This is a genomic window from Paractinoplanes atraurantiacus (assembly GCF_900215205.1).
Taxonomy (GTDB): domain Bacteria; phylum Actinomycetota; class Actinomycetes; order Mycobacteriales; family Micromonosporaceae; genus Actinoplanes; species Actinoplanes atraurantiacus.
In genome coordinates this window covers 258,710-278,074 of sequence record NZ_OBDY01000009.1, presented here as the reverse complement: position 1 = coordinate 278,074, position 19,365 = coordinate 258,710, and the positions used below count along the sequence as shown (strand labels likewise).

20 protein-coding genes and 1 riboswitch are annotated in these 19,365 nt (G+C 71.4%); of the genes, 13 read left to right on the top strand and 7 right to left on the bottom strand.

All coding sequences use genetic code 11. From position 1 onward, the window contains the following. Positions 1 to 3 precede the first annotated feature (3 nt). Positions 4 to 1,368 (bottom strand): cytochrome ubiquinol oxidase subunit I, encoded by a 1,365-nt coding sequence (locus CRP55_RS22375; RefSeq protein WP_097322061.1) that lies wholly within the window; start codon positions 1,366 to 1,368, stop codon positions 4 to 6. An 86-nt stretch (positions 1,369 to 1,454) separates the two neighbouring features. Between CRP55_RS22375 and CRP55_RS22370 the strand changes: the two genes are divergently transcribed. From CRP55_RS22370 to CRP55_RS22345, 6 genes are all read left to right on the top strand, one after another. Further along, positions 1,455 to 1,799 carry a BlaI/MecI/CopY family transcriptional regulator gene (locus CRP55_RS22370; RefSeq protein ID WP_097322060.1) on the top strand — a complete coding sequence of 115 codons (345 nt, stop codon included), beginning with the start codon at positions 1,455 to 1,457 and terminating at the stop codon, positions 1,797 to 1,799. 34 nt (positions 1,800 to 1,833) lie between these two features. Continuing rightward, complete coding sequence (locus tag CRP55_RS22365; RefSeq protein ID WP_097322117.1) at positions 1,834 to 2,742, top strand: M56 family metallopeptidase; 909 nt, start codon at positions 1,834 to 1,836, stop codon at positions 2,740 to 2,742. A 122-nt stretch (positions 2,743 to 2,864) separates the two neighbouring features. Continuing rightward, a riboswitch (cyclic di-AMP (ydaO/yuaA leader) is annotated at positions 2,865 to 3,002 on the top strand. Between the two features lie 15 nt (positions 3,003 to 3,017). Further along, a complete protein-coding gene (locus tag CRP55_RS22360; protein WP_097322059.1) occupies positions 3,018 to 4,013 on the top strand; it encodes a C40 family peptidase in 996 nt (331 codons plus the stop codon). A 77-nt stretch (positions 4,014 to 4,090) separates the two neighbouring features. Then, positions 4,091 to 5,302: an AAA family ATPase gene (locus CRP55_RS22355; protein ID WP_097322058.1), complete on the top strand. Its 1,212-nt coding sequence runs from the start codon at positions 4,091 to 4,093 to the stop codon at positions 5,300 to 5,302. A 76-nt stretch (positions 5,303 to 5,378) separates the two neighbouring features. Further along, complete coding sequence (locus CRP55_RS22350) at positions 5,379 to 6,734, top strand: tetratricopeptide repeat protein (protein ID WP_097322057.1); 1,356 nt, start codon at positions 5,379 to 5,381, stop codon at positions 6,732 to 6,734. Positions 6,735 to 6,743: 9 nt separating this feature from the next. After that, positions 6,744 to 7,094, top strand: a complete 351-nt coding sequence (locus CRP55_RS22345) for a hypothetical protein (RefSeq protein ID WP_097322056.1) — start codon at positions 6,744 to 6,746, stop codon at positions 7,092 to 7,094. Here the strand turns inward: CRP55_RS22345 and CRP55_RS22340 are convergent. The 4 genes from CRP55_RS22340 to CRP55_RS22325 form a co-directional block, all read right to left on the bottom strand. Beyond that, positions 7,005 to 7,682 carry a Pr6Pr family membrane protein gene (locus CRP55_RS22340; protein WP_245923292.1) on the bottom strand — a complete coding sequence of 226 codons (678 nt, stop codon included), beginning with the start codon at positions 7,680 to 7,682 and terminating at the stop codon, positions 7,005 to 7,007. The two genes, CRP55_RS22345 and CRP55_RS22340, sit on opposite strands and share 90 nt — an antisense overlap. Positions 7,683 to 7,762: 80 nt before the next feature. Then, positions 7,763 to 8,500 (bottom strand): YcnI family copper-binding membrane protein, encoded by a 738-nt coding sequence (locus CRP55_RS22335; RefSeq protein ID WP_097322055.1) that lies wholly within the window; start codon positions 8,498 to 8,500, stop codon positions 7,763 to 7,765. A 593-nt stretch (positions 8,501 to 9,093) separates the two neighbouring features. Next, positions 9,094 to 10,449 (bottom strand): sensor histidine kinase, encoded by a 1,356-nt coding sequence (locus CRP55_RS22330; RefSeq protein WP_097322054.1) that lies wholly within the window; start codon positions 10,447 to 10,449, stop codon positions 9,094 to 9,096. Further along, on the bottom strand, positions 10,449 to 11,159 hold the full coding sequence (locus CRP55_RS22325) for a response regulator transcription factor (protein WP_097322053.1): 711 nt from the start codon (positions 11,157 to 11,159) through the stop codon (positions 10,449 to 10,451). The genes CRP55_RS22330 and CRP55_RS22325 overlap by 1 nt, the downstream gene beginning before the upstream one ends. A 103-nt stretch (positions 11,160 to 11,262) precedes the next feature. Between CRP55_RS22325 and CRP55_RS22320 the strand changes: the two genes are divergently transcribed. From CRP55_RS22320 to CRP55_RS22300, 5 genes are all read left to right on the top strand, one after another. Beyond that, positions 11,263 to 12,387, top strand: a complete 1,125-nt coding sequence (locus tag CRP55_RS22320; RefSeq protein ID WP_097322115.1) for a LolA family protein — start codon at positions 11,263 to 11,265, stop codon at positions 12,385 to 12,387. Between the two features lie 93 nt (positions 12,388 to 12,480). After that, on the top strand, positions 12,481 to 13,623 hold the full coding sequence (gene trpB / locus CRP55_RS22315) for a tryptophan synthase subunit beta (RefSeq protein ID WP_097322052.1): 1,143 nt from the start codon (positions 12,481 to 12,483) through the stop codon (positions 13,621 to 13,623). Further along, on the top strand, positions 13,620 to 14,396 hold the full coding sequence (gene trpA / locus CRP55_RS22310; RefSeq protein WP_097322051.1) for a tryptophan synthase subunit alpha: 777 nt from the start codon (positions 13,620 to 13,622) through the stop codon (positions 14,394 to 14,396). Before trpB ends, trpA begins: the two co-directional genes overlap by 4 nt. Next, complete coding sequence (locus CRP55_RS22305; RefSeq protein WP_245923290.1) at positions 14,383 to 15,090, top strand: GntR family transcriptional regulator; 708 nt, start codon at positions 14,383 to 14,385, stop codon at positions 15,088 to 15,090. Before trpA ends, CRP55_RS22305 begins: the two co-directional genes overlap by 14 nt. Positions 15,091 to 15,122: 32 nt before the next feature. Further along, complete coding sequence (locus CRP55_RS22300; protein ID WP_245923288.1) at positions 15,123 to 15,887, top strand: class I SAM-dependent methyltransferase; 765 nt, start codon at positions 15,123 to 15,125, stop codon at positions 15,885 to 15,887. 195 nt (positions 15,888 to 16,082) lie between these two features. Here CRP55_RS22300 and CRP55_RS22295 read toward each other — a convergent pair whose 3' ends face one another. Next, complete coding sequence (locus CRP55_RS22295) at positions 16,083 to 16,352, bottom strand: DUF2277 domain-containing protein (protein ID WP_097322050.1); 270 nt, start codon at positions 16,350 to 16,352, stop codon at positions 16,083 to 16,085. A 108-nt stretch (positions 16,353 to 16,460) separates the two neighbouring features. Here CRP55_RS22295 and CRP55_RS22290 point away from each other — a divergent pair, with 108 nt between their 5' ends. After that, entirely contained in the window at positions 16,461 to 17,192 is a 732-nt protein-coding gene (locus CRP55_RS22290; RefSeq protein ID WP_097322049.1) for an isocitrate lyase/PEP mutase family protein, read from the top strand. Positions 17,193 to 17,211: 19 nt separating this feature from the next. Next, positions 17,212 to 17,601, top strand: a complete 390-nt coding sequence (locus tag CRP55_RS22285) for a DnaJ family domain-containing protein (protein ID WP_097322048.1) — start codon at positions 17,212 to 17,214, stop codon at positions 17,599 to 17,601. Here CRP55_RS22285 and CRP55_RS22280 read toward each other — a convergent pair. Further along, positions 17,585 to 19,273 (bottom strand): DUF6114 domain-containing protein, encoded by a 1,689-nt coding sequence (locus CRP55_RS22280; RefSeq protein ID WP_097322047.1) that lies wholly within the window; start codon positions 19,271 to 19,273, stop codon positions 17,585 to 17,587. The two genes, CRP55_RS22285 and CRP55_RS22280, sit on opposite strands and share 17 nt — an antisense overlap. Positions 19,274 to 19,365: the final 92 nt, after the last annotated feature.

Below are 19,365 nucleotides of genomic sequence, written 5' to 3'. Positions count from 1 at the left end.
CCCTCAGTAGACGGGTGCGGGTTCGGCGGTCTCGGCGACGGTGACCGGTGGTGGGGCCAGCGGCTGCCGGGCGAGGTGGCGGACCAGGCGGAACCAGACGACCGCGAGGATGCCGTAGACGACCGTGAACCCGGCCAGCGAGGCGATCACCTCGGAGCTGGTCAGCCCGGGGGAGATGCCGTCGGCGACCTTCGAGATGCCGAAGGCGATCCAGGGCTGGCGGGCGGTCTCGGTGAAGATCCAGCCGAAGGTGTTGGCCACCGCGGGCAGGACCGGGATCAGCGGCAGCCAGCGGGTCAGCCAGCGCGGGGCGTCACGGTGCTTGCGCGTACGCCAGAGGTAGTACGCCGCCACGGCCGCCGCCAGCATGCCGGCGCCGATCATCACGCGGAACGACCAGAAGGCCACCGGGATCATGGGCACGTACGAACCAGGGCCGTACTGGGAGACGTACTGTGCCTGAAGGTCGTTGATGCCCTGCACCGTCGCGTTGGGGTCGCCCTTGGCCAGGATGGAGAGCAGCCAGGGGATGTCGAGCGAGAAGTCCGGGAACGGCGAGCCGAGCGTGAAGATCGAGAACGGCGCGCCCTTGGTGGTCTCGTAGAGCGCCTCGGCCGCGGCCATCTTCATCGGCTGCACCTCGGTCATGACCTTGCCCAGGTGGTCGCCGGTCAGCGCGGTCATCGCCCCGCCGGCCAGCGTCATCCACGCGCCGAGCCGGGCCAGGACGCGGAAGGTGCCGTCGGCCGCGAGCCGCCACACGCCCAGGGCCAGCAGCAGAGCGCCGCCGACCATGATCGCGCCGGCCAGGGTGTGCGGGAACGCGGCCAGGTTGACCTTGTTGAGCAGCAGCTCGGTGAACGACGTCAGGCGCGCCCGCCCGGTCACCGGGTCCAGCGCGTACGCCACCGGATGTTGCATGAAGGAATTGGCGGCCAGGATGATGAAGGCCGACAGCACGGTGCCGATGGCGACGATGACGATCGTGGCCGTGTGCACGAGGCGGGGCAGGCGGTCCCACCCGAAATACCAGAGCGCGAGGAAGGTCGCCTCGAGGAAGAACGCGAGCATCCCCTCGATGGCCAGGGTCGGGCCGAAGACGTCGCCGTAGAACTTGGCGAAGCTGCTCCACCCGAGGCCGAACTGGAACTCCTGGACGAGGCCGGTGACGACGCCTACCGCAAAAGTGACAATGAGAAGTTTTCCGACGAATTTTGTCAGGTCCAAATACGAAGAGCGCTTCGTGCGCAGCCATGCGATCTGCAAGCCGGCGGCGGCCGCGGCCAGGCTGATCGACAGCGGCACGAAGAAGTAGTGATAGATCGTCACCACCGCGAACTGGAGCCGGGTCAGGTCCAGCACGTCCATGGGAATGCCCCCTCTACGACGTCTCGTAGTAGATACTACGACGCGTAGTACGACAGTGCGCAGTAGGCCTGTGTAAGATGGCATACATGGCTCTCGGGGACCTGGAACGCGAGGTCATGCGGCAGTTGTGGGACGCGGGCGAGCCGCTCACCGTGCGGCAGGTGCACGAGCGCCTCCGGGAGCGCGACCTGGCCTACACGACCGTGATGACCGTGCTCAGCCGCTTGACGAAAAAGCGGGTGGTCGTGCAGCAGAACGACGACCGTGCTTACAAGTACGCGCCGGCGCAGTCGCGTGAGGAGATGACCGCCGGGCTCATGCTCGACGCGCTCACCGCCAGCGGCGACCAGGACGCGGCGCTGGCCTACTTCATGGGGCAGCTGTCACCCGACGCCCTCAAAGCAGCAATCGAAGCCGCCACGAAGAAATGACGGCTTGCCGTTCCTCTTCAGGGCGGTCGGAGGGGTGACGGCGCTTCTGCTCGGCGCGCTCGGCCTGACCCTGTCGCTGGTCGTTCCGGGCCCGCTGGCGCGTGCGCACTGGCCCGACCGGGCTCCGGCCGCGGCCGTCCTGCTCTGGCAGTCGATCACGCTGAGCGCCGTGCTGTCCGCGCTCGGCGTGGTGCTCTCGGCGCCGTACGAGGTGACCCGGGCCGCCGGTTCGGGCAAGCCGGTCGCCGCGGCCGCCCTCATCGGCGCCCTGGTCGTGGCCGGCGTCATCATCCTGCGGCTGGTCGTGTCGCTGATCGGCGTCACCCGCCGCTCGCGCGTGCGCCGCGCCCGCCATCGCGAGCTGGTCGACCTGCTCGACCGGGCCGAGCAGCACCGCGAGCTCGGTCCCGACAACCTGCGGGTGCTCGACGGGGCGCTGCCCCTGGCCTACTGCGTGCCCGGCCGCGAGCCGCGCGTGGTGCTGAGCAACGGCGTGCTCCAGGTGCTCGACCGGGATCAGGTCGACGCCGTCCTCGCCCACGAGCAGACCCATCTGCGTCATCGGCACGAGGTGGTGATGGAGTCCTTCACCGCGTTCTACCGCGCCGTGCCGGGGCCGTTGCGCAGCCGGGCGCCCCTCGACGCCGTACATCTGCTGTTGGAAATGATCTCGGACGACGTGGCGCGGCGGAAAGCCGGAGCCGAGCCGCTGCGGGCCGCCCTCGAGCGGTTGTCCGACGCCGTCCCCCTGGCGGAGGACGCGCGGGCCGACCCGACGGGTGACGCGAGGCGCCGAAGGCTGGATCGGCTGACCAAGCCGCACACCGTGTCCGTCGGCCTGAACGTGGCCGCCGCCCTTGCCGCCGTCGGTCTGCTGGTACTACCCACCGTGATCCTGGTCGTGCCGTGGCTCGATCGTGCGCTGGATCATTGGCCGCTCTAGTCACTCTGCGTATGCCTTCCTGAGCAAGCAGTTTCCCGTACGCGGCGGCTTCAGTTCTCCACATGATCCGGAGTACGGTGGTCCCCGGTTCGGCAGCCCCCCATCGTCCACCCGGCCGATCTGACGGACCACCGCCTAATCGCCGTGTGCGCGAACCGGGGACCCGAGTGGTTGGGGTGAAGCCGCGATGTCTTGCGGCCGGACGCGTCTTCCCGTCCGAACCCGTCAGCTAACCCGGTCGGCGGCTCGAGGGAAGAAAGGACATCACACCCAACGTGAAACGGATTGGGGCGCGCGGTCGCGCCGCAGTTCTGCGCGGACTCGTCTGCGCACTCGCGGCGGTCGGGGTCGTTGTCACCGGACCAGCCGTCGCGCACGCCACACCCTCGCCCTCCACGGTCGAGGCTCAGATCGACAAGCAGTGGAACGAACTCGAGCCGGTCATCGAGCAGTACAACGACGTGCACAACCAGCTGCTCAAGAACCGCGCTCGGCAGAAGAGTCTCGCCGCCCAGCTCACTCCGCTCCAGGTGCAGGTCGACCTGGCGATGGCCCAGGTGCAGGGCCTGGCCGTCGACGCGTACAAGCAGGGTGCGCCCAACGCCCTCAACGCCATGATCATCAGTGGCTCGCCGACCGGGCTGACCGACAAGCTGACCTATCTCGATCAGCTGGCCCGTCATCAGCAGGAGCAGATCAAGGGCGTGGCGGCGCTGCGCGACAAGCTCACCGCCACCAAGGCCGACCTGGACGTCGTGACCAAGTCCGTCGCCGCGCGTGACAAAGACCTGTCCACGCGCAAGAAGGCGATCCAGACGAAGATCACCTCGCTGCAGAAACTGCGGATCCAGGCGTACGGATCGGCGGACGCCTCGGACGGGCCCCTGCGGTTGGGTGCCTGTCCGGTCACGTACACCAATGACAAAGGCGGACGTGCGGCTCAGCGTGCGTGCGACCTGATCGGCAAGCCGTACGTCTTCGGTTCGGCTGGACCGAACACGTACGACTGCTCCGGTCTGACCCAGGAGGCCTGGGGCAGCGTCGGTGTGCACCTCGACCACTACACGAAAGACCAGTGGGGCGAGGGCAAGGCGGTGTCGCGGGACGAGTTGCAACCGGGTGACCTTGTCTTCTTCTTCCCGGGAAGCCTCCATCATGTCGGCATCTACATCGGTGGCGGCCTGATGGTCCACGCTCCGCACACGGGGGATCACGTGCGGATGGCGGAGATCGACCGTATGCCCATCGCGGGCTTCCGCCGGCCAGGCTGACTCTGAGTTCGTTGGTCGAGGCCGCCGGGGCACCAGCTCCGGCGGCCTCTTCTTCGGTGCGGGCATAATTCGTTGTCATGAGCGACTCCCCCTTGATCGACAGCCTCACAGCGGCCGTGGAGGCCCGCCCGGACGACCTGCCGTTGCGGCTGCACCTGGCCGAGCTGCTGGTGGCGGCCGGGCGCGGGGGAGAGGCGATCGCTCACGCCGCCCAGGTCCTGGCCCGCGAGCCCGGCAACGCCACCGCCCAGAAGCTGATGGGTTCGGCCCTCAGCCCCTCCGCGCCGGCGCCCACCCCTTCGGCCCCCGTTGACTGGGACGCGATGGAGCAGGAGTTCGGCGACGTCGTGCCGCCGCGCTTCACCCGCGCCGACGGCGAACCCGACCCCGTCCAAGGCCACGCCGACCGCGCCTTCGACATCGAGACCTCGCGGATCACCCTGGCCGACGTCGGCGGCATGGAAGAGGTCAAGAAGCGCCTCGAGATCTCCTTCCTGGGCCCCATGCGCAACCCGAAGCTGCGCAGCCTGTTCGGCAAGAGCCTGCGCGGCGGCCTGCTCCTCTACGGCCCGCCCGGCTGCGGCAAGACCTTCCTGGCCCGCGCGGTGGCCGGCGAGATGGGCGCCTCCTTCATCTCCCTGTCGATCACCGACGTCCTGAACATGTGGGTGGGCAGCTCCGAGCGCAACCTGCACGACCTGTTCGACTCGGCCCGCGGCCACGCCCCGTGCGTGCTGTTCCTCGACGAGATCGACGCCCTGGGCCACAAGCGCAGCCAGCTCAACTCGTCGTCCATGCGCACGGTCGTCAACCAGCTGCTGACCGAGCTCGACGGGGTCGACGGCAACAACGACGGCGTCTTCGTGCTGGCCGCCACCAACGCTCCCTGGGACATCGACTCGGCGCTGCGCCGCCCGGGCCGCCTCGACCGTACGGTCCTGGTGCTGCCGCCGGACAAGCCGGCCCGCGCCGCGATCCTCCAGTACCACCTGCGCGACCGCCCGGTGGCCGGCATCGACCTGGGCCGCGTGGCCGACGCCACCGATCACTACTCGGGCGCCGACCTGGCCCACGTCTGCGAGACGGCAGCCGAGTTCGCCATGCGCGACTCCATCGCCACCGGCGACATCCGCATGATCAACCAGCAGGACATGCTCGACGCCGTCCGCGAGATCCGCCCGTCCACCGACGGCTGGTTCGCCACGGCCCGCAACGTGGCCATGTTCGCCAACGAGTCCGGCGAGTACGACGACTTGGCCGCCTACCTCAAAAAGCGCAAAATCCGTTGACCTGTACGCCTCCACGCCCGGCCGCTTCGCCTTCACCGCGCCTATCGTCCGCCCGTTTCCTGGCCGGGGCAGTGCGTTGAGCGAACGGGCCGACGCCTACTGGCGGGCGCACCGACTCGCTCAGGTGGGCCGCTACGACGAGGCCGAGAAAGCCGCCCGCGAGGGCCTCGCGCTCGATCCGGGCGACGCGCGCCTGCTGACGCTGCTCGCCTCGGTCCTGCGCCTGCGGCGTGACTACGCCGGCGCCCTCGCCACGGCCGACGCCGCGGTCGCCGCGGCCCCGCAGTTCGCCGACGCCCACGCCGAACGGGCCGAGAACCTCATCGTCATGATCCGCTCCCGGGACGCGGTCTCCGCCGCCGCCGAGGCGGTGCGCCTCGGCCCCACCGAGCCGACCGCCCACTTCGTGCTGGCCCGCGCGCTGGCCTCAGCCAAGGACTACCCACGGGCCCGGGCCGCCGCCGCACACGGCCGCTCCCTCGATCCGAACTCCGTCGAGGGCCTGCTGACGGTGGCCGACGTGGAACGCGACGCCGGCAACCGCGACGCGGCCCTGACCGCCGCCCGCGCCGCCTTGGCCATAGCGCCCGGCAACCCGTACGGCCGCTGGCTGATCGCCATGCTCGACGCCGAACGCCTCCGGGTCCGCCGCTCGATGCGCGCCCTGCGCGACGTGGCCCGCGACAATCCGGCCCGGGCCGACGTCGTCTCGATGACCTGGCCGATCCGCGGCGTCCTGAACGGCCTGCGCCGCGGCGTAGCCGCCAGCGCCGCCCTGGTCTGCCTCCTGCAACTGATCGCCCTCTGGTGGTGGCCCACCGCCGGCCCGTTCGGCCGCGTCATGGCCGGCGTCCTGGCCGCCGTCATGGCCGGTTTCGCGGCCCGCATCCTGATCCCCGCCGGCCGTCTCCCGTGGCGCTGCCTGCGCCTGCTGCCCCCACTGATGCGCCGCGCCAACGTGACGGCCCTGGCCCTGACGGCCGTCGCCACAATCTTGCTTTTCCTGTACGCCGTGACGTCCTGGTGGCCACTCCCACTGCTGGCCCTGGCTCTGACCCCGTTCCTGTGGCTGCTGGGCTTGGCCGAGCTCCTGGGCGCCGGCTTGGACGACCCCGGAATGCGCCACGCGATCACCGACTTGGCCGCCGAGTTCCGCGCGTGGTGGCACACCACGAAGAAGGACCTCCGAGAGGCCTGGACCAACCCCCAGCCCACCCGAAAGCAGCCTTCCCCAACCGCACCCCCCTCCGCGCCCCCGGGCACTCCGGCCTTTCCTCCCTCCGCGCCTTCAGGTGGTCCGCCCTTCCCTCCCTCCGTGCCGCCCACCTCGCGCCCCTTCGCGCCTCCGCCCGCCTCAGACCTTCCGCCCTCCGCGCCGCCCACCTCGCCGCCGGGTGAGATCGGGCGGCCGGATGGCGACTGGCCTCGGTGACGGCGCGTCGTGACCGATCAGGACGGCCTCCGAGACAAGCTCCAGTCGATTGCCGAGGACGAGGCCGGCTTCGCGCCTGAGCTGGCCGATCTGGCGATCCGGCGCTGGCGCAGTTTCGGCCGCCGCCACAAGACCCGCCATCCCAGCCACGAGCTCCGCGTGCGCGACCTGGCGAAGGGCCTGAAACAGGGCTACCCCGGCGAACTCATCTTTCTGCCGCCGGGCGTACTGGAGCGCGTCGCCGAGCAGTTCGCCGAGGTCCTGCGCAGCTCAGCTTTTCTCTCCGCCGGCGGTGGAAGCTTGGACGGGAACGGGCCCGCCGGCCGCGGTCTGGGGCAGGCGGCGGTCGAGGAACCATAGGATCGCGGCGAAGACGGCGGCCATGACGGCGACCATCAGCATGTTGCGGACGGCGGCCGGGTAGCCGACCGTGGTGGCGTCCGTGAACGGGTACGGGAACCAGTCGGTGGTCCCGCCGTGCGCCAGCGTGTAGCCGATCCACGCGGCCGGCCACAGGAACGCCCAGCCGATCGTCCGGAGGTCGATCCGGGGCCGCGGCCCGAAGACCAGCCATCCGGCCAGCGCCGCCCACGGCGCGATGTAGTGGAATCCCAGGTTCGACCACCAGCCGGCGCCGTGCGGGTCGGACTCGCCGGCCAGGATCGTGGCGTACACGATGCCGGTCACGATGATCCCGAGCAGCGAGTCGAGCCGCAGAACCCGCCAGACCCGCCCGTCGCGCCCCGGATCGATCATGAGGCTGCCCGCGGCGAGCAGCACCAGGACGTTGCTCTGGATCGTGAAGTAGCTGAACAACCGGATGAACCGCGTGACGGCCGGCGCGTCGGTCCCCTGGGCACTGAGCACCATCTGGATGACCAGGGAGGTCAGAACGACGGCGAAGAGCAGGCCGTGCCAGATGCGGGAGGCCGTACGAACGCGGTTCACGTCCGGTAGTAAACCCTTGATCCACATCGAGGGAAAGTCGAGGCCGGCCACGCGTTCGTGACCGGCCTCCGCGGGATGGGTCAGGACTTCGTGGCGGGGGTGCTCTCCTGGGCCGGGCGGCGACTGGCCTTGGCGTACGCGAGAAGCGCCAGAATCAAAGCGATCACCCCGGCGATGAGGCCCGCGATGCCGAAGGCGTCGGGCCCGTCGGAGCTGTCGTCGTCGGCAGCGGCCTGCGGGGTGGCGGCCGCGGTGGGCGCTGCGGCGGCCGTGTCGGTCGCGCCGGCCGCGGCCAGCTTCAGCACGGGCGCCGGGTGCTCCGGCTCGGTGCCGTCGGTGGTGGGCTCGTCGATCCAGCGGACGGTGGTGTTGTCGGAGTAGTACTGCAGCGCCTTGAAGACCATCTGGCCGGACTCGGGCAGCGGCCCGAGCGACACGTCGAACTCCTGGAACTGTCCCGGCTTGACCTCCGAGCCGGCCTTGGCCGTCCAGGTGATCTTCGAGACCGCCTCGGTGATCTGGGCTCCGTGCGCCTCCAGCGGCTTGGCCAGCTTGGAGACGGTGGTGGCCACGTCCCACCCGGTGATCGGCTTGACCGAGACCGAGGCCACCGGGTTGTCGGCCGGCAGGTTCACCTCGACCTTGTTCGTGCTGGCGGTGTCGGACTCGTTGGGCACCCGGAAGGTCACCTTGGTGTAGCCCCCCGCGGTCGCGGTGTCGGGGTTCACCGTGACGTGGGCAGAGGCGGGCGCGGCCAGCGCCAGGGTGAGGCCGGCGACCGTGGCGGCCACCAGGGCCGAGCGCTTGAGCAGGGACATCGAAGTCGTCAACCTTCCGCATGGGGGACAGCCCGTTGCCGGGCACTCCGCGTTGGTCGCCCCTCGACCCCCAATAGTTCCCACCGCCCCCAACTTTTTCTCGAGCACGTCGCCCCACCACCGCCTCCCGCGTCGCGGGCCGGGGATAGGGGCCGGGGGCCGCGCGGCAGGCCGAGGGTAGGGGCCGCAGGGCGGGCCAGGGGTTTGGGGCCGGGGGCCGCGCGGCAGGCCGAGGGTAGGGGGCCGTAGGGCGGGCCAGGGGTTTGGGGCCGGGAGTCGGGAGCCGCGGGGCGGGTCGGGGGTCTGGGCCGGGGTCAGGAGCCGCAGAGCGGGTCGGGGGTCCGGGGTCGGCGGCCGGGGCCGCGGGACGGGCCGGGGCCGCGGGACGGGCCGGGGCCGAGCGGCGGGCGGGCCGCGGGACGGGCCGAGGCCGAGCGGCGGGCGGGCCGCGGGACGGGCCGAGGCCGAGCGGCGGGCGGGCCGCGGGACGGGCCGGGGCCGAGGGGCGGCCGGGGCCGCGGGACAGGCCGGGGGCCGCGGACGGCCGGGGGCAAAGGGCCGGGCCGCGCGGCGGGCCGCGACGCGGGCCGGTGTCAGCGGATCGCTGGGAGGCGCACGTCAACTCGGAGGCCGGGGGCGGCGTCGCTCAAGGTGACCGTGCCGCCGTGGCGGCGGGCCAGTTCGCGGACGATCGCGAGGCCCAGGCCGGAGCCGCCGGCGTCGCGGGCGCGGGCGTCGTCGAGGCGTGTGAAGCGGTCGAAGACCCGCTCCCGGTCGGCTTCGGGAATGCCCGGGCCGTCGTCGGTCACGGTGATCCAGCGGTACGCCGCGTCGGCCCGCACCTCGACGCAGATCCGCGACTTCGCGTGGCGGACCGCGTTGTCCAGCAGGTTGGCCACCACCCGGCCGAGCGCGTCCGGCTCCCCGGTGATCGTGACCGGCGCCGCCGGGCGCACATAACCCACCGTCGGATAGCGGGCCGTCACGTCGCCGACCACCGCGCCCAGGTCGACCTCGCGGAACGGCGCCGCGACGACCCGTCCTGGCGCCGCGTCGTCGGCCCGGGCCAGCAGCAGCATGTCGTCGACGAGCCGGCTGAGACGGTCGACGTCGGTCAGCAGGTCGTCGGCGAGCGCGTTCCAGTCGGTGTCGGGCAGCCGCTGTGAGACCTCCAGCTCCGTGCGCATGTTGGTCAGCGGACTGCGAAGCTCGTGGGCCGCGTCGGCGACGAACGCCCGCTGTCGGGCCTGCGCCGCGTCGAGCCGGTGCAGCATGCCGTTGAGCGTCACCGCGAGCCGGTGGATCTCGTCGCGTGACTCGGGCACGGGCAACCGGCCGGCCCGGGTGCCCCCGGTGATCTCCTCGGCGCCCGAGCGCAGCGCGTCGACCGGGCTGAGCGCCGCGCCGAGCACCCGCCACAGCACCAGCCAGAGGGCGCCCACCAGCAGCGGAAACATGATCAGCAGGGTGACGCGCAGGATGTGCACGCCCTGCGTCAGGTCGCTCGTGGACCGCGCGACCAGCACGCGCACGGGATCGGTGGGCGGACCGGCGGTCACCATCACGACCCGCGCGTCACCGTCGAGCCCGACGCGGCTGCCGGGGATCTCGCGCACTTCGCCGTCGCCCATGCCCCGCAACTCGTCGGCATGCAGCATCGGGATGAGCCGGTCAGCGCCGGCCGAGATCGACAGGACCCGGCCCTGCGCGTCGATGACCTGGACCTGCATGGCCGCGTTGACCGGGATCGGCTCGGCGAGCTGCCCTTGGTCGACCAGCTTGGCCACGCCCCGCGCCGTGTCCAGCGCCTCGGCGTTGACCGCGCGCAGCAGCCCGAAGTTGAGCACGGCGACGAGCAGCACCCCACCCGCGGCCAGGCCGGCCGTGAGCGCCAGGACCGAGGTCAGCACCAGCCGGGCGCGCAGGCTGAGCTCGCGCGGCCGGCGCATCAGTGGCCGCGCGGTGGCTCGGCCGGCGCGCCGGTGACACCCGCGTCTCCCGTGACGGCCGCGAGCCGGTAGCCCGCGCCGCGCACGGTCTCGAGCCGGTCGCGCCCGATCTTGCGGCGCAGGTAGCCGACGTAGACCTCGACCGCGTTCGGTGCGGTCTCCACCGCGGCGTCCCAGACGTGGTCGAGCAGCTCGATCTTGCTGACCACCTCGCCGGGGCGGCGCATGAGGTATTCCAGCAGGGCGAACTCGCGGGCCGTGAGCGTCACCTCGGCGCCCGCGACCATCACCCGGCGCTCGGCCGGATCGAGCTCGACGTCGCCGTGGGCGAGCACGGTCGGCCGCTCGTGCACGCCGCGGCGCAGCAGCGCGCGCAGCCGGGCGAGCAGCACGATGTAGGAGAAGGGCTTGGTCAGGTAGTCGTCCGCGCCGCAGTCGAGCCCGTCGGCCTGGTCGTACTCCCCGTCCTTGGCCGACAGCATCAGCACCGGCACCCAGTTGCCCTCGGCCCGTAGTTGGCGGACCACCCGATAGCCGCTGAGCCGCGGCAGCATCACGTCGAGGATCATCGCGTCGTACCCGCCGTGACGAGCCATCTCGAGCCCGTCCTGCCCGTCACCGGACACGTCCACCGCGAAGCCCTCGGCCTGCAACCCGCGCTGCAACGCGGCCGCGAGCCGCGCCTCGTCTTCCACCACCAGCAACCGCACCCCCTTACCTTTGCATGGGAGGGGCAACCCCTAGGGGCGGCTCTCAGCCCGGTCACAGCGGCCACGGCGCACTCTTGTGGCAGATCAACGGGAGGTGGACATCGTGTCCGTGTTCAGATCGAGGCCGGCCCTTCGCTGGCTCGTACCATCCGCCGCGGCGGTGGTCGTGATCGGGGGCGGCGCAGCGGCGGGAACGATCGTCGCGAGCGCGGATCCCTCGCTGCCCGACCGCAGCGCGGCCGAACTGCTCGTCGACCTTCAGAACGCGAAGGTCGACGGCCTGTCCGGCACCATCGTGCAGAGCGCCGACCTGGGGCTGCCCAAGATCGCTGGGCTGACCGCCGACTCGGGCGGAGCCGACCTGGTCAACCTGGTCGCGGGCAGCAACACCGCCCGCGTCTGGTACGCCGGTGAGGACAAGGCGCGACTGGCGCTGATGAGCACGCTCGGCGAGACCGACGTCATCCGCAACGGCTCCGACGTCTGGCTCTGGCAGAGCAAGGCCAAGACGGCCACGCACCTGACCCTGCCGGCGGGCGAGGACAAGAAGCCCGCGGCCCTGCCGACGGGGATCCCCTCGACGCCGCAGGACGCGGCCGAGGCGGCGCTCGACGCGATCGACCCGACAACGGCGGTCTCGACCACCGGCGCGGCCAAGGTGGCCGGCCGCGACGCCTATGAGCTGGTGCTCAGCCCGCGCGCGACCGAGTCGCTGATCGGGCAGGTGCGCCTGGCGATCGACGCGGAGAAGAAGATCCCGCTGCGCGTCGACGTCTATGCCAAGGACGCGGTGAACCCGGCCGTCCGGGTCGCGTTCCAGCAGATCAGTTTCGAAACGCCCGACGCCCAGCAGTTCGTCTTCAACCCGCCGCCGGGCACGAAGGTCGAGAAGACCGACGCGGGCAAGCTCGAAACCGAGCTGGAGAAGGAGCACAAGGCCGCCGAGGCGAAGAAGCCGGGCGCGGTCAAGCAGCCCGCCGCTTCCGAGCAGCCCAAGGTGATCGGCGAGGGCTGGGCCTCGGTGGTGACGGCGAAGCTGCCGAAGGCCACCGGTGAGGAGGCCAAGCAGCTCGACGGCGTGATCGACATGCTGCCGAAGGTGAGCGGGAGCTGGGGCAGTGGACATCTCTTCTCCGGTTCTCTCTTCAGCGTGCTCGTGACCGACGACGGCCGGGTCTTCGCCGGCGCCGTGGCACCGGAGACGCTGTACAAGGCCGCTGCCAAATAGTTCTAGAACTCTCTGCCGAGTTATGCAACACTTCGGCGGAGAGTTCTACAACTTTTGGAGGCGTGCCTCATGACAAGCACGACGTCTACCTTGATGACGGAACCGGCTGCCGGTCGCTTCGGCGACTTCGGCGGCCGGTTCGTCCCCGAGTCCCTCGTTCCGGCCTGTGCCGCTCTGGCCGTCGCCTTCCGTGAGGCCTGGGCCGACCCCGGCTTCCGGTCCGAGCTCGACGAGCTGCTCGCCGTCTATGCCGGCCGCCCCACCCCGCTCACGCCGGCGCGCAACCTCTCCGCCCAGCTCGGCGTCGAGCTGCTGCTCAAGCGCGAGGACCTGGCGCACACCGGCTCCCACAAGATCAACAACGTGCTCGGCCAGGCGATGCTCGCCCGCCGGATGGGCAAGACCCGGCTGATCGCCGAGACGGGCGCCGGGCAGCACGGCGTCGCCACCGCCACCGCGGCCGCCCTGCTCGGTCTCGGTGCCACCGTCTACATGGGCGAGCGCGACATCGAGCGCCAGCAGCTCAACGTCCTGCGGATGACCACGCTCGGCGCCGAGGTCGTCCCGGTCACCAGCGGCAGCCGCACTCTCAAGGACGCGACGAACGAGGCCATGCGCGCCTGGGTGTCCGACGTCGACGAGGCGCATTTCCTCCTGGGCTCGGTCGGCGGCCCCCACCCGTACCCCTGGATGGTCCGGGAACTTCAGCGCGTGATCGGCGCCGAGGCGCGCCGGCAGAGCCCCACCGTTCCCGACGTGGTGGTGGCGTGCGTCGGCGGTGGCTCGAACGCGGCCGGCACGTTCGCGGGGTTCGTCGACACGAGCGCGCGGCTGGTCGGCGTGGAGGCGGCCGGTGGCGCGGCGATGACAAATGGCTCACCCGGCGTCGTGCACGGCGCCCGCTCGATGGTCCTTCAGGACGCCGAGGGCCAGGTCACCGAGGCGGAGTCGATCGCGGCCGGCCTCGACTACCCCGGCATCGGCCCCGAGCACGCCCACCTCGGGGCGATCGGGCGCGCGGAATACCGGACGGTCACCGACGCCGAGGTCGTCGACGCGGTCCGCCGCCTGGCCCGGTCCGAGGGCATCATCTGCGCGCTCGAGTCGGCCCATGCCGTCGCCTGGGTGCTGCGCGCGGCCGGCACCCCCGACCTGCCGACCGGCTCGAGGGTGATCCTCACGCTGTCCGGCCGGGGCGACAAAGACATGACGACGATGCTCGGGGGTGCGGCATGACCGCCCTCGTCCCCTACGTCACCGGCGGCATCACCGACGACTGGACCGACTACCTGCTCGCCTACCAAGAGGCCGGTGCGACGGCGATCGAGATCGGTCTGCCGTTCTCCGACCCCATGCTCGACGGCGTCACCATCCAGCAGGCGTCCGACCGGTCGCTGTCTCGCGGCACGACCGTGGCGTCGATTCTTGAAGACCTTCATCATGTACGGGGTCAGGTGCGCGTCCCGCTTATCGTCATGACCTACGCCAACCTGGTGTTCCATCGCTCGGCCACCGTCTTCTGCCGTGAGCTGGCCGAGGCCGGCATCGACGCTCTGATCGTTCCCGACCTGCCCGTCGACGAGGCCGCGCCCGTGGCCGTTGCGGCCGCGGACGCCGGCCTCGACCTGATTCCGCTGGTCGCGCCGGTCACCCCCGACGATCGCCTGGCCGACATCGCGGCGCTCGGAGACAGTTACATCTACGCGGTCAGTGTGATGGGCACGACCGGCGAGCGGACCGCGCTCGGCGACGCGGCCGGCCGGCTCGCGGCGCGCGTCAAGGCGATCACGGACCGTCCCGTGCTCATCGGCTTCGGTGTCTCCTCCCCGGCGCAGGCCGCCGAGGCGGGACGCGCCGGGGACGGGGTGGTGGTGGCGTCCGCGCTGATGCGTAGGGTTCTCGATGGGGCAACGGCGGCGGAACTACGGGAGACCGTCGCGAGCCTCGCCGCAGCACTGGAGGACTCCACTGACTACGCGACTGCCGAAGTATCAGGTGATCGCCGATGACCTGACCACCAAGATCCGCGACGGTGAGCTGCCGCCGGGCGCTGCCCTGCCTCCGCAGCGCGAGCTCAGCGCCTCGTACGGGGTGACGCTGGCGACGCTGCGCCAGGCGTTGCAGCAGCTGGAGAACGACGGGTTGCTGTTGCAGCAGGCCGGCCGGGGCACCTTCGTGACGGAGCCGCGCCCGACGTACGAGCTGCATTCGATGCGCGGCTTCGAGGAGGACCTGCGCGAGCAGGGCCAAACGGTGGCCACATACGTGCTGGAGCAGAAGGTGACCGACCCGCCGGGCTGGGCGGAGGCGCTGCTCGGTGACGGGTCCCCTGTGGTGCAGCTGGAACGCCTCCGGCTGCTGGCGGGGCGGCCGGTTGTTCACCAGCTCTCCTACGTCCGCGAGCTGGAGCTGGCCGAGGCCGACTTCAGCGAAAGGTCCCTGTACGCCGTGCTGGCCTCGCGCGGCGTCACCGTCTTCAAAGCGAGCGAGGTGATCCGCCCCGGCGTTCTCGACGACCAGACGGCCGAGCTGCTGCGCCAGCCGCCCGGCACTCCGGTGTTCCTCTCCGAGCGGATCACCTACGACCCCGACATGGTCGCCGTGGTCCTCGACCGGGCCACCATCCTCGGCACGGCCATGGAGATCCGCACCGACCGGGCGCTGACCGGCGTGTCCGTGCAGTGGACCCGTCCGCCCACCTGACTCGGTTGATCGGTGGCGGTAGCTTCTGGGCGGTGAGGACGCCGTCGGATGATGCCGTGCAGCAATATGCGGAGACGACCGGGAACCTGACCGCCCGGATCGCCATTCACGCCTATGGGACCAATCCGCAGGGGTGGTACTCGTGGCTTGCGGAGCGGCTGCCGAGCGTGGGGGACGTGCTCGAGGTGGGCGCGGGGACCGGGGAGCTGTGGCGGCATCTCGATCCACGGCGGGCGGGGCTACGGCTGACGTTGGCCGACTTCTCGGCGGCCATGTGTGAGCGGCTCGGGGAGGTTGCCGGGGCGGAGGTGCGCCGGTGCGATGCGACGGATCTGCCGTTCGCGGACGGGAGCTTCGACGCGGTCATCGCCAACCACATGCTCTACCACGTCGATGAGCCCGACATGGCGTTGCGGGAGTTCGCGCGGGTGCTGCGGCCGGGTGGGCGGCTCTTCGTGGCCACCAACGGGCGGGGGCACATGGCGGAACTGTTCGCCGTCGCGGCGGCGGTGGGCAAGGTCGACGTGAGTGGGTCGGCCTCGCGCAGCAACTTCACGGCCGAGGACGCGCCGGCGGCCGTCGGGCGGCACTTCCGGGACGTGGCCGCCGAGGCCTATCCGAGCGACCTGCTGGTTCCGGACGCCGAGCCGGTGCTCGCCTATTTGACCAGCCTCTCGGGCAAGCCGCTCACCGGCGAGCAGCTCGCGGCGGCCCGCGAGCTTGTGCAGGCGCGGATCGAGGCGGAGGGACACTTCCGCGTTCGCAAGCACACCGAGCTGATCACCGCCGCCCGCTGAGGAAAGCACCCCAGGAGGGAGAGCGCCCAGCGACAATGGCGCGGGGCGCGGGGCGCGGGGCGCGGGGCGCGGGGCGCGGGGCGCGGGGCGCGGGGCGCGGGGCGCGGGGCGCGGGGCGCGGGGCGCGGGGCGACGGCCGCGAGACGACGGCCGCGAGACGACGGCCGCGAGACGACGGCCGACGGGCGTGGGGTGTCAGGAAGCGTAGCGGCGTTCGGCTCGGGCTCGGGCCTTGGCTGCCTCCTCCTCGCGGTTTTTCGGTGGGGCCGTTGTCACCAGGGCGCCCAGCAGGTCGGCGGTGGCGGTGGCGACGGCGGCGACGGCGCGGTCGAAGGCCTCCTGGTTGGCCTGGGACGGGCGGGTCGAGCCGGCGACCTTGCGGACGTATTGCAAGGCGGCGGCCTGGATCTCGTCGTGGGTGGCCGGTGGCTCGAAGTTGTGCAGCTGGTGGATGTTGCGGCACATCTGCGGGATCCTTCCGAAGACTGGGGAGGGCCACTGGTCAAAGTACGCCGAGGGTGCGACAGAAACGGTTCGGACGGGGCCGAAGTATGCGCGGTCTAGCGTCGGGGCATGACGGACTTTCATGCACTTCACCGGCCGGGCCGGCCGCTTCTGCTGCCCAACGCGTGGGATGCGGCGTCGGTGTTCGCGCTGGCCGAGGCCGGGTTCGAGGCGGTGGGGACCACCAGCCTGGGCATCGCCGCGGCGGCCGGGGTGCCGGACGGGGCCGGCCGCGCTCAGGAACGGACGCTTGAGCTGGTGCGGCGGGTCAAAGGGCTGCGGGTGCCGTTGACCGTTGATGTGGAGAGCGCGGGCGCGGACTTCGCGGCGGAGCTGCACGCGGCGGGAGCGGCGGGGATCAACGTCGAGGACGGGCGCGGCGACGCGGGGCTGGCGCCGGCCGGGGAGCAGGCCGAGCTGATCGCGGCCATCAAGGCGCGGGTGCCGGGGCTCTTCGTGAACGCCCGCGTCGACACGTACTGGCTCGGAGTGGATCAAGGGGATACGGCGAAGCGGGCCGAGACCTATCTCGCCGCGGGCGCCGACGGGATCTTCGTGCCGGGGATCCGGGACGACGACGAGATCCGGGCGCTTCCGGGGCCGCTCAATGTGCTGCTGCTTCCGGGCATGACGGTCGGGCATCTCGCTCGACTCGGTGTGGCGCGGATCAGCATGGGGTCGCTGCTGTACCGGGTCGCCCTCGACGCGGCGCTGGTCACCGCGGCCGCCATCCAGGAGGGCGCGCCGGCGCCGGACGGGGTCCGGTCGTACGCGGAAACCGATCGTCTGGCGGGGAGATGAAGGAAAGTAAAGTTGGACCATGGCGGACTGGTACGAGTCGTCGATCGACCGGCAACTGAGGGAGGCGGCGGAGCGAGGGGAGTTCGACAACCTCGCCGGCGCCGGTAAGCCCTTCGCCGATCGCGGGCAGGAGTACGACGACGACTGGTGGGTCAAGGACTGGCTGCGGCGCGAAGGGGCCACGGCCGGCGTCGTCCCGCCCACGCTCGCGCTGCGCCGCGAGACCGAGGACCTCGAGGAGATCGTCGACCGGCTCACCACCGAGTCCGCCGTGCGGGAGCGCGTCGACGGGCTCAACGAGCGGATCCGCCAGGCGAACGTCGGGCTGATGGACGGGCCGCCGGTGATCCTCCGGCCGCTTGATCCCGGCACCGTGGTGGCGGGCTGGAAGGCTAGGCGGTCTCCTTGATGTCCAGCGGGGCCGCGGTCAGGGTGTCGCAGCGGACGTACGCCAGCTGGATCGTCACGTCGGTGAACCAGAGCACCGGCAGGGTCAGCGGCGGCGGCTGCTCGGGAGTGAACGTCACCGGGATCAGGCCGAACAGCTTGCCCTGGAACTTCGGGGTGTAGAAGCGCACGTTCTTGTCGGTGACCAGCTCGTTGCTCTTGATCACCGTCTTGGCGTTGCCGGGCTCGTCGATGGTCAGGGTGAAGGGCTTGTTCACCGCCTTGTCCATGCTGAACTTGAGCGCCTTGAAGCTGCCCTTCGCGGTCGGCATGTCGACCACGCCGTCGTACGTCGACTCGTACATGGTCAGGGAGTCGACCTCCATGACGCCGGGCTTCTCCGACACGCGGGGGATGTCGTCGGCGCTGGCGATCTTGCCCATCACGCGCGGGCCGAGGCAGGGGATCTCCTCGACGCTGGGGGAAGCGGCCGGCTTGGTGGTGGCGCCCGACGAGGTGGTGGTGGGAGCCGAAGCGGGCGGAACCTCCGCCGACGGCGCCTTCGTCGTGGGCTCGGGCGTGGGGGCGGCGGTGGTGGCCGGGGCCGAGGTGGCGGTGGGGCTGGCGGGAGCGGAGGTCGCCGCGGACCCCGACGGCTCCGGCGACGTGCTCGGGGTCTCGTCGCCGATCCCGAGCAGGTTGCCGAGGCCGTCGAAGAAGTCCTCGACGCCGTCCTTGACGGGGGTGGTGGACTTGGCCGGCGCGGAGGTGGTGGTAGCCGACGGCGGGGCGGGACTCGCGGGGGCACTGGACCCGCCCGCCGCCGGCCGGCTGGTGACCGTCGGGTCGACGGTGCGGGTGGCGCCGGCCTTGAGGGCCGGCGCCGAGGAGACGGGATCGGGGTCGGCCGACGACGGGGCGGAGGCCGGGGCGGACGAGAAGGACCGGGACGGCAGGCCCTCGGGGCAGGTCACGGCCTTGGCCGGCATGTTGCTGCCGGCGATCAGGACGCTGCCGGTCACGGCGACGATCAGCAGGATCACGCTCAGCGCCCGCGGGTGCATCCCGCCGCGCGGCTCGTCCGGCGACGGCGGCATCCCCGGGATGATCGCGGTGTCGCCGCTGTCGGCGGGCCGCAGGATCGGACCCGTCGGCCGGTCGTCATGCCCGGCGATCTCCGTGTCGTCGTAGCGCGAGGTGTCGTCGTAGCGCGAGGTGTCGTCGTACCGCGAGGAGTCGTCGGGGTGATCCTCAGGGAGTTGATCAGAAGGATCGGCTGCCTCGGAAGGAAGGGCAGAGGCGGCGGGATCGGCCCAGGCGTCGGTGGCCGGCTTGACCCGCGGCGGGCCCCAGGCGATCACCAGGGCGCCACCCAGGATGCCGAGCATCATGCCGATGATGAAGCCGCCCAGGTTGAGCCCCAGGAACGAGTAGAGCGCCGTCAGCAGCCCCACGATCCCGTAGAACAGCCGCTGCGCCGGCGTGGCCCAGGTCAGCGCCCCGGCCAGCAGCATGATCAGCGGCAGCAGGTAGGAGAGGAAGCCCTGCGGCCCGAGGTGCAGCTCGAGGTCGCCCAGGTCGAGGTTGGCGCTCAGGAACATCTCCACGCCGGACAACAGGAGGAAGAGACCGCCCCAGAACGGCCGGGCTCGCCGCCACCGCCGGAACCGGCCCCAGAAGTTGTCCGTCGCCACAGTTTTGCTGCCTTCCGCGGTAATCAAGCGGTGATGAGAGAGTCAAGGAGTGGGGCTCGCGGACAGTGCGTTCCGCGAGCCCCGGTGGTGCT

What these genes read in the sequence shown, in the direction of transcription:
- CRP55_RS22375 (WP_097322061.1), bottom strand. Translation starts at nt 1,368, where the DNA reads ATGGACGTGCTGGACCTGACCCGGCTCCAGTTCGCGGTGGTGACGATC.
- CRP55_RS22370 (WP_097322060.1), top strand. Translation starts at nt 1,455, where the DNA reads ATGGCTCTCGGGGACCTGGAACGCGAGGTCATGCGGCAGTTGTGGGAC.
- CRP55_RS22355 (WP_097322058.1), top strand. Translation starts at nt 4,091, where the DNA reads ATGAGCGACTCCCCCTTGATCGACAGCCTCACAGCGGCCGTGGAGGCC.
- CRP55_RS22335 (WP_097322055.1), bottom strand. Translation starts at nt 8,500, where the DNA reads ATGTCCCTGCTCAAGCGCTCGGCCCTGGTGGCCGCCACGGTCGCCGGC.
- CRP55_RS22330 (WP_097322054.1), bottom strand. Translation starts at nt 10,449, where the DNA reads ATGCGCCGGCCGCGCGAGCTCAGCCTGCGCGCCCGGCTGGTGCTGACC.
- trpB (WP_097322052.1), top strand. Translation starts at nt 12,481, where the DNA reads ATGACGGAACCGGCTGCCGGTCGCTTCGGCGACTTCGGCGGCCGGTTC.
- trpA (WP_097322051.1), top strand. Translation starts at nt 13,620, where the DNA reads ATGACCGCCCTCGTCCCCTACGTCACCGGCGGCATCACCGACGACTGG.
- CRP55_RS22295 (WP_097322050.1), bottom strand. Translation starts at nt 16,352, where the DNA reads ATGTGCCGCAACATCCACCAGCTGCACAACTTCGAGCCACCGGCCACC.
- CRP55_RS22290 (WP_097322049.1), top strand. Translation starts at nt 16,461, where the DNA reads ATGACGGACTTTCATGCACTTCACCGGCCGGGCCGGCCGCTTCTGCTG.
- CRP55_RS22285 (WP_097322048.1), top strand. Translation starts at nt 17,212, where the DNA reads ATGGCGGACTGGTACGAGTCGTCGATCGACCGGCAACTGAGGGAGGCG.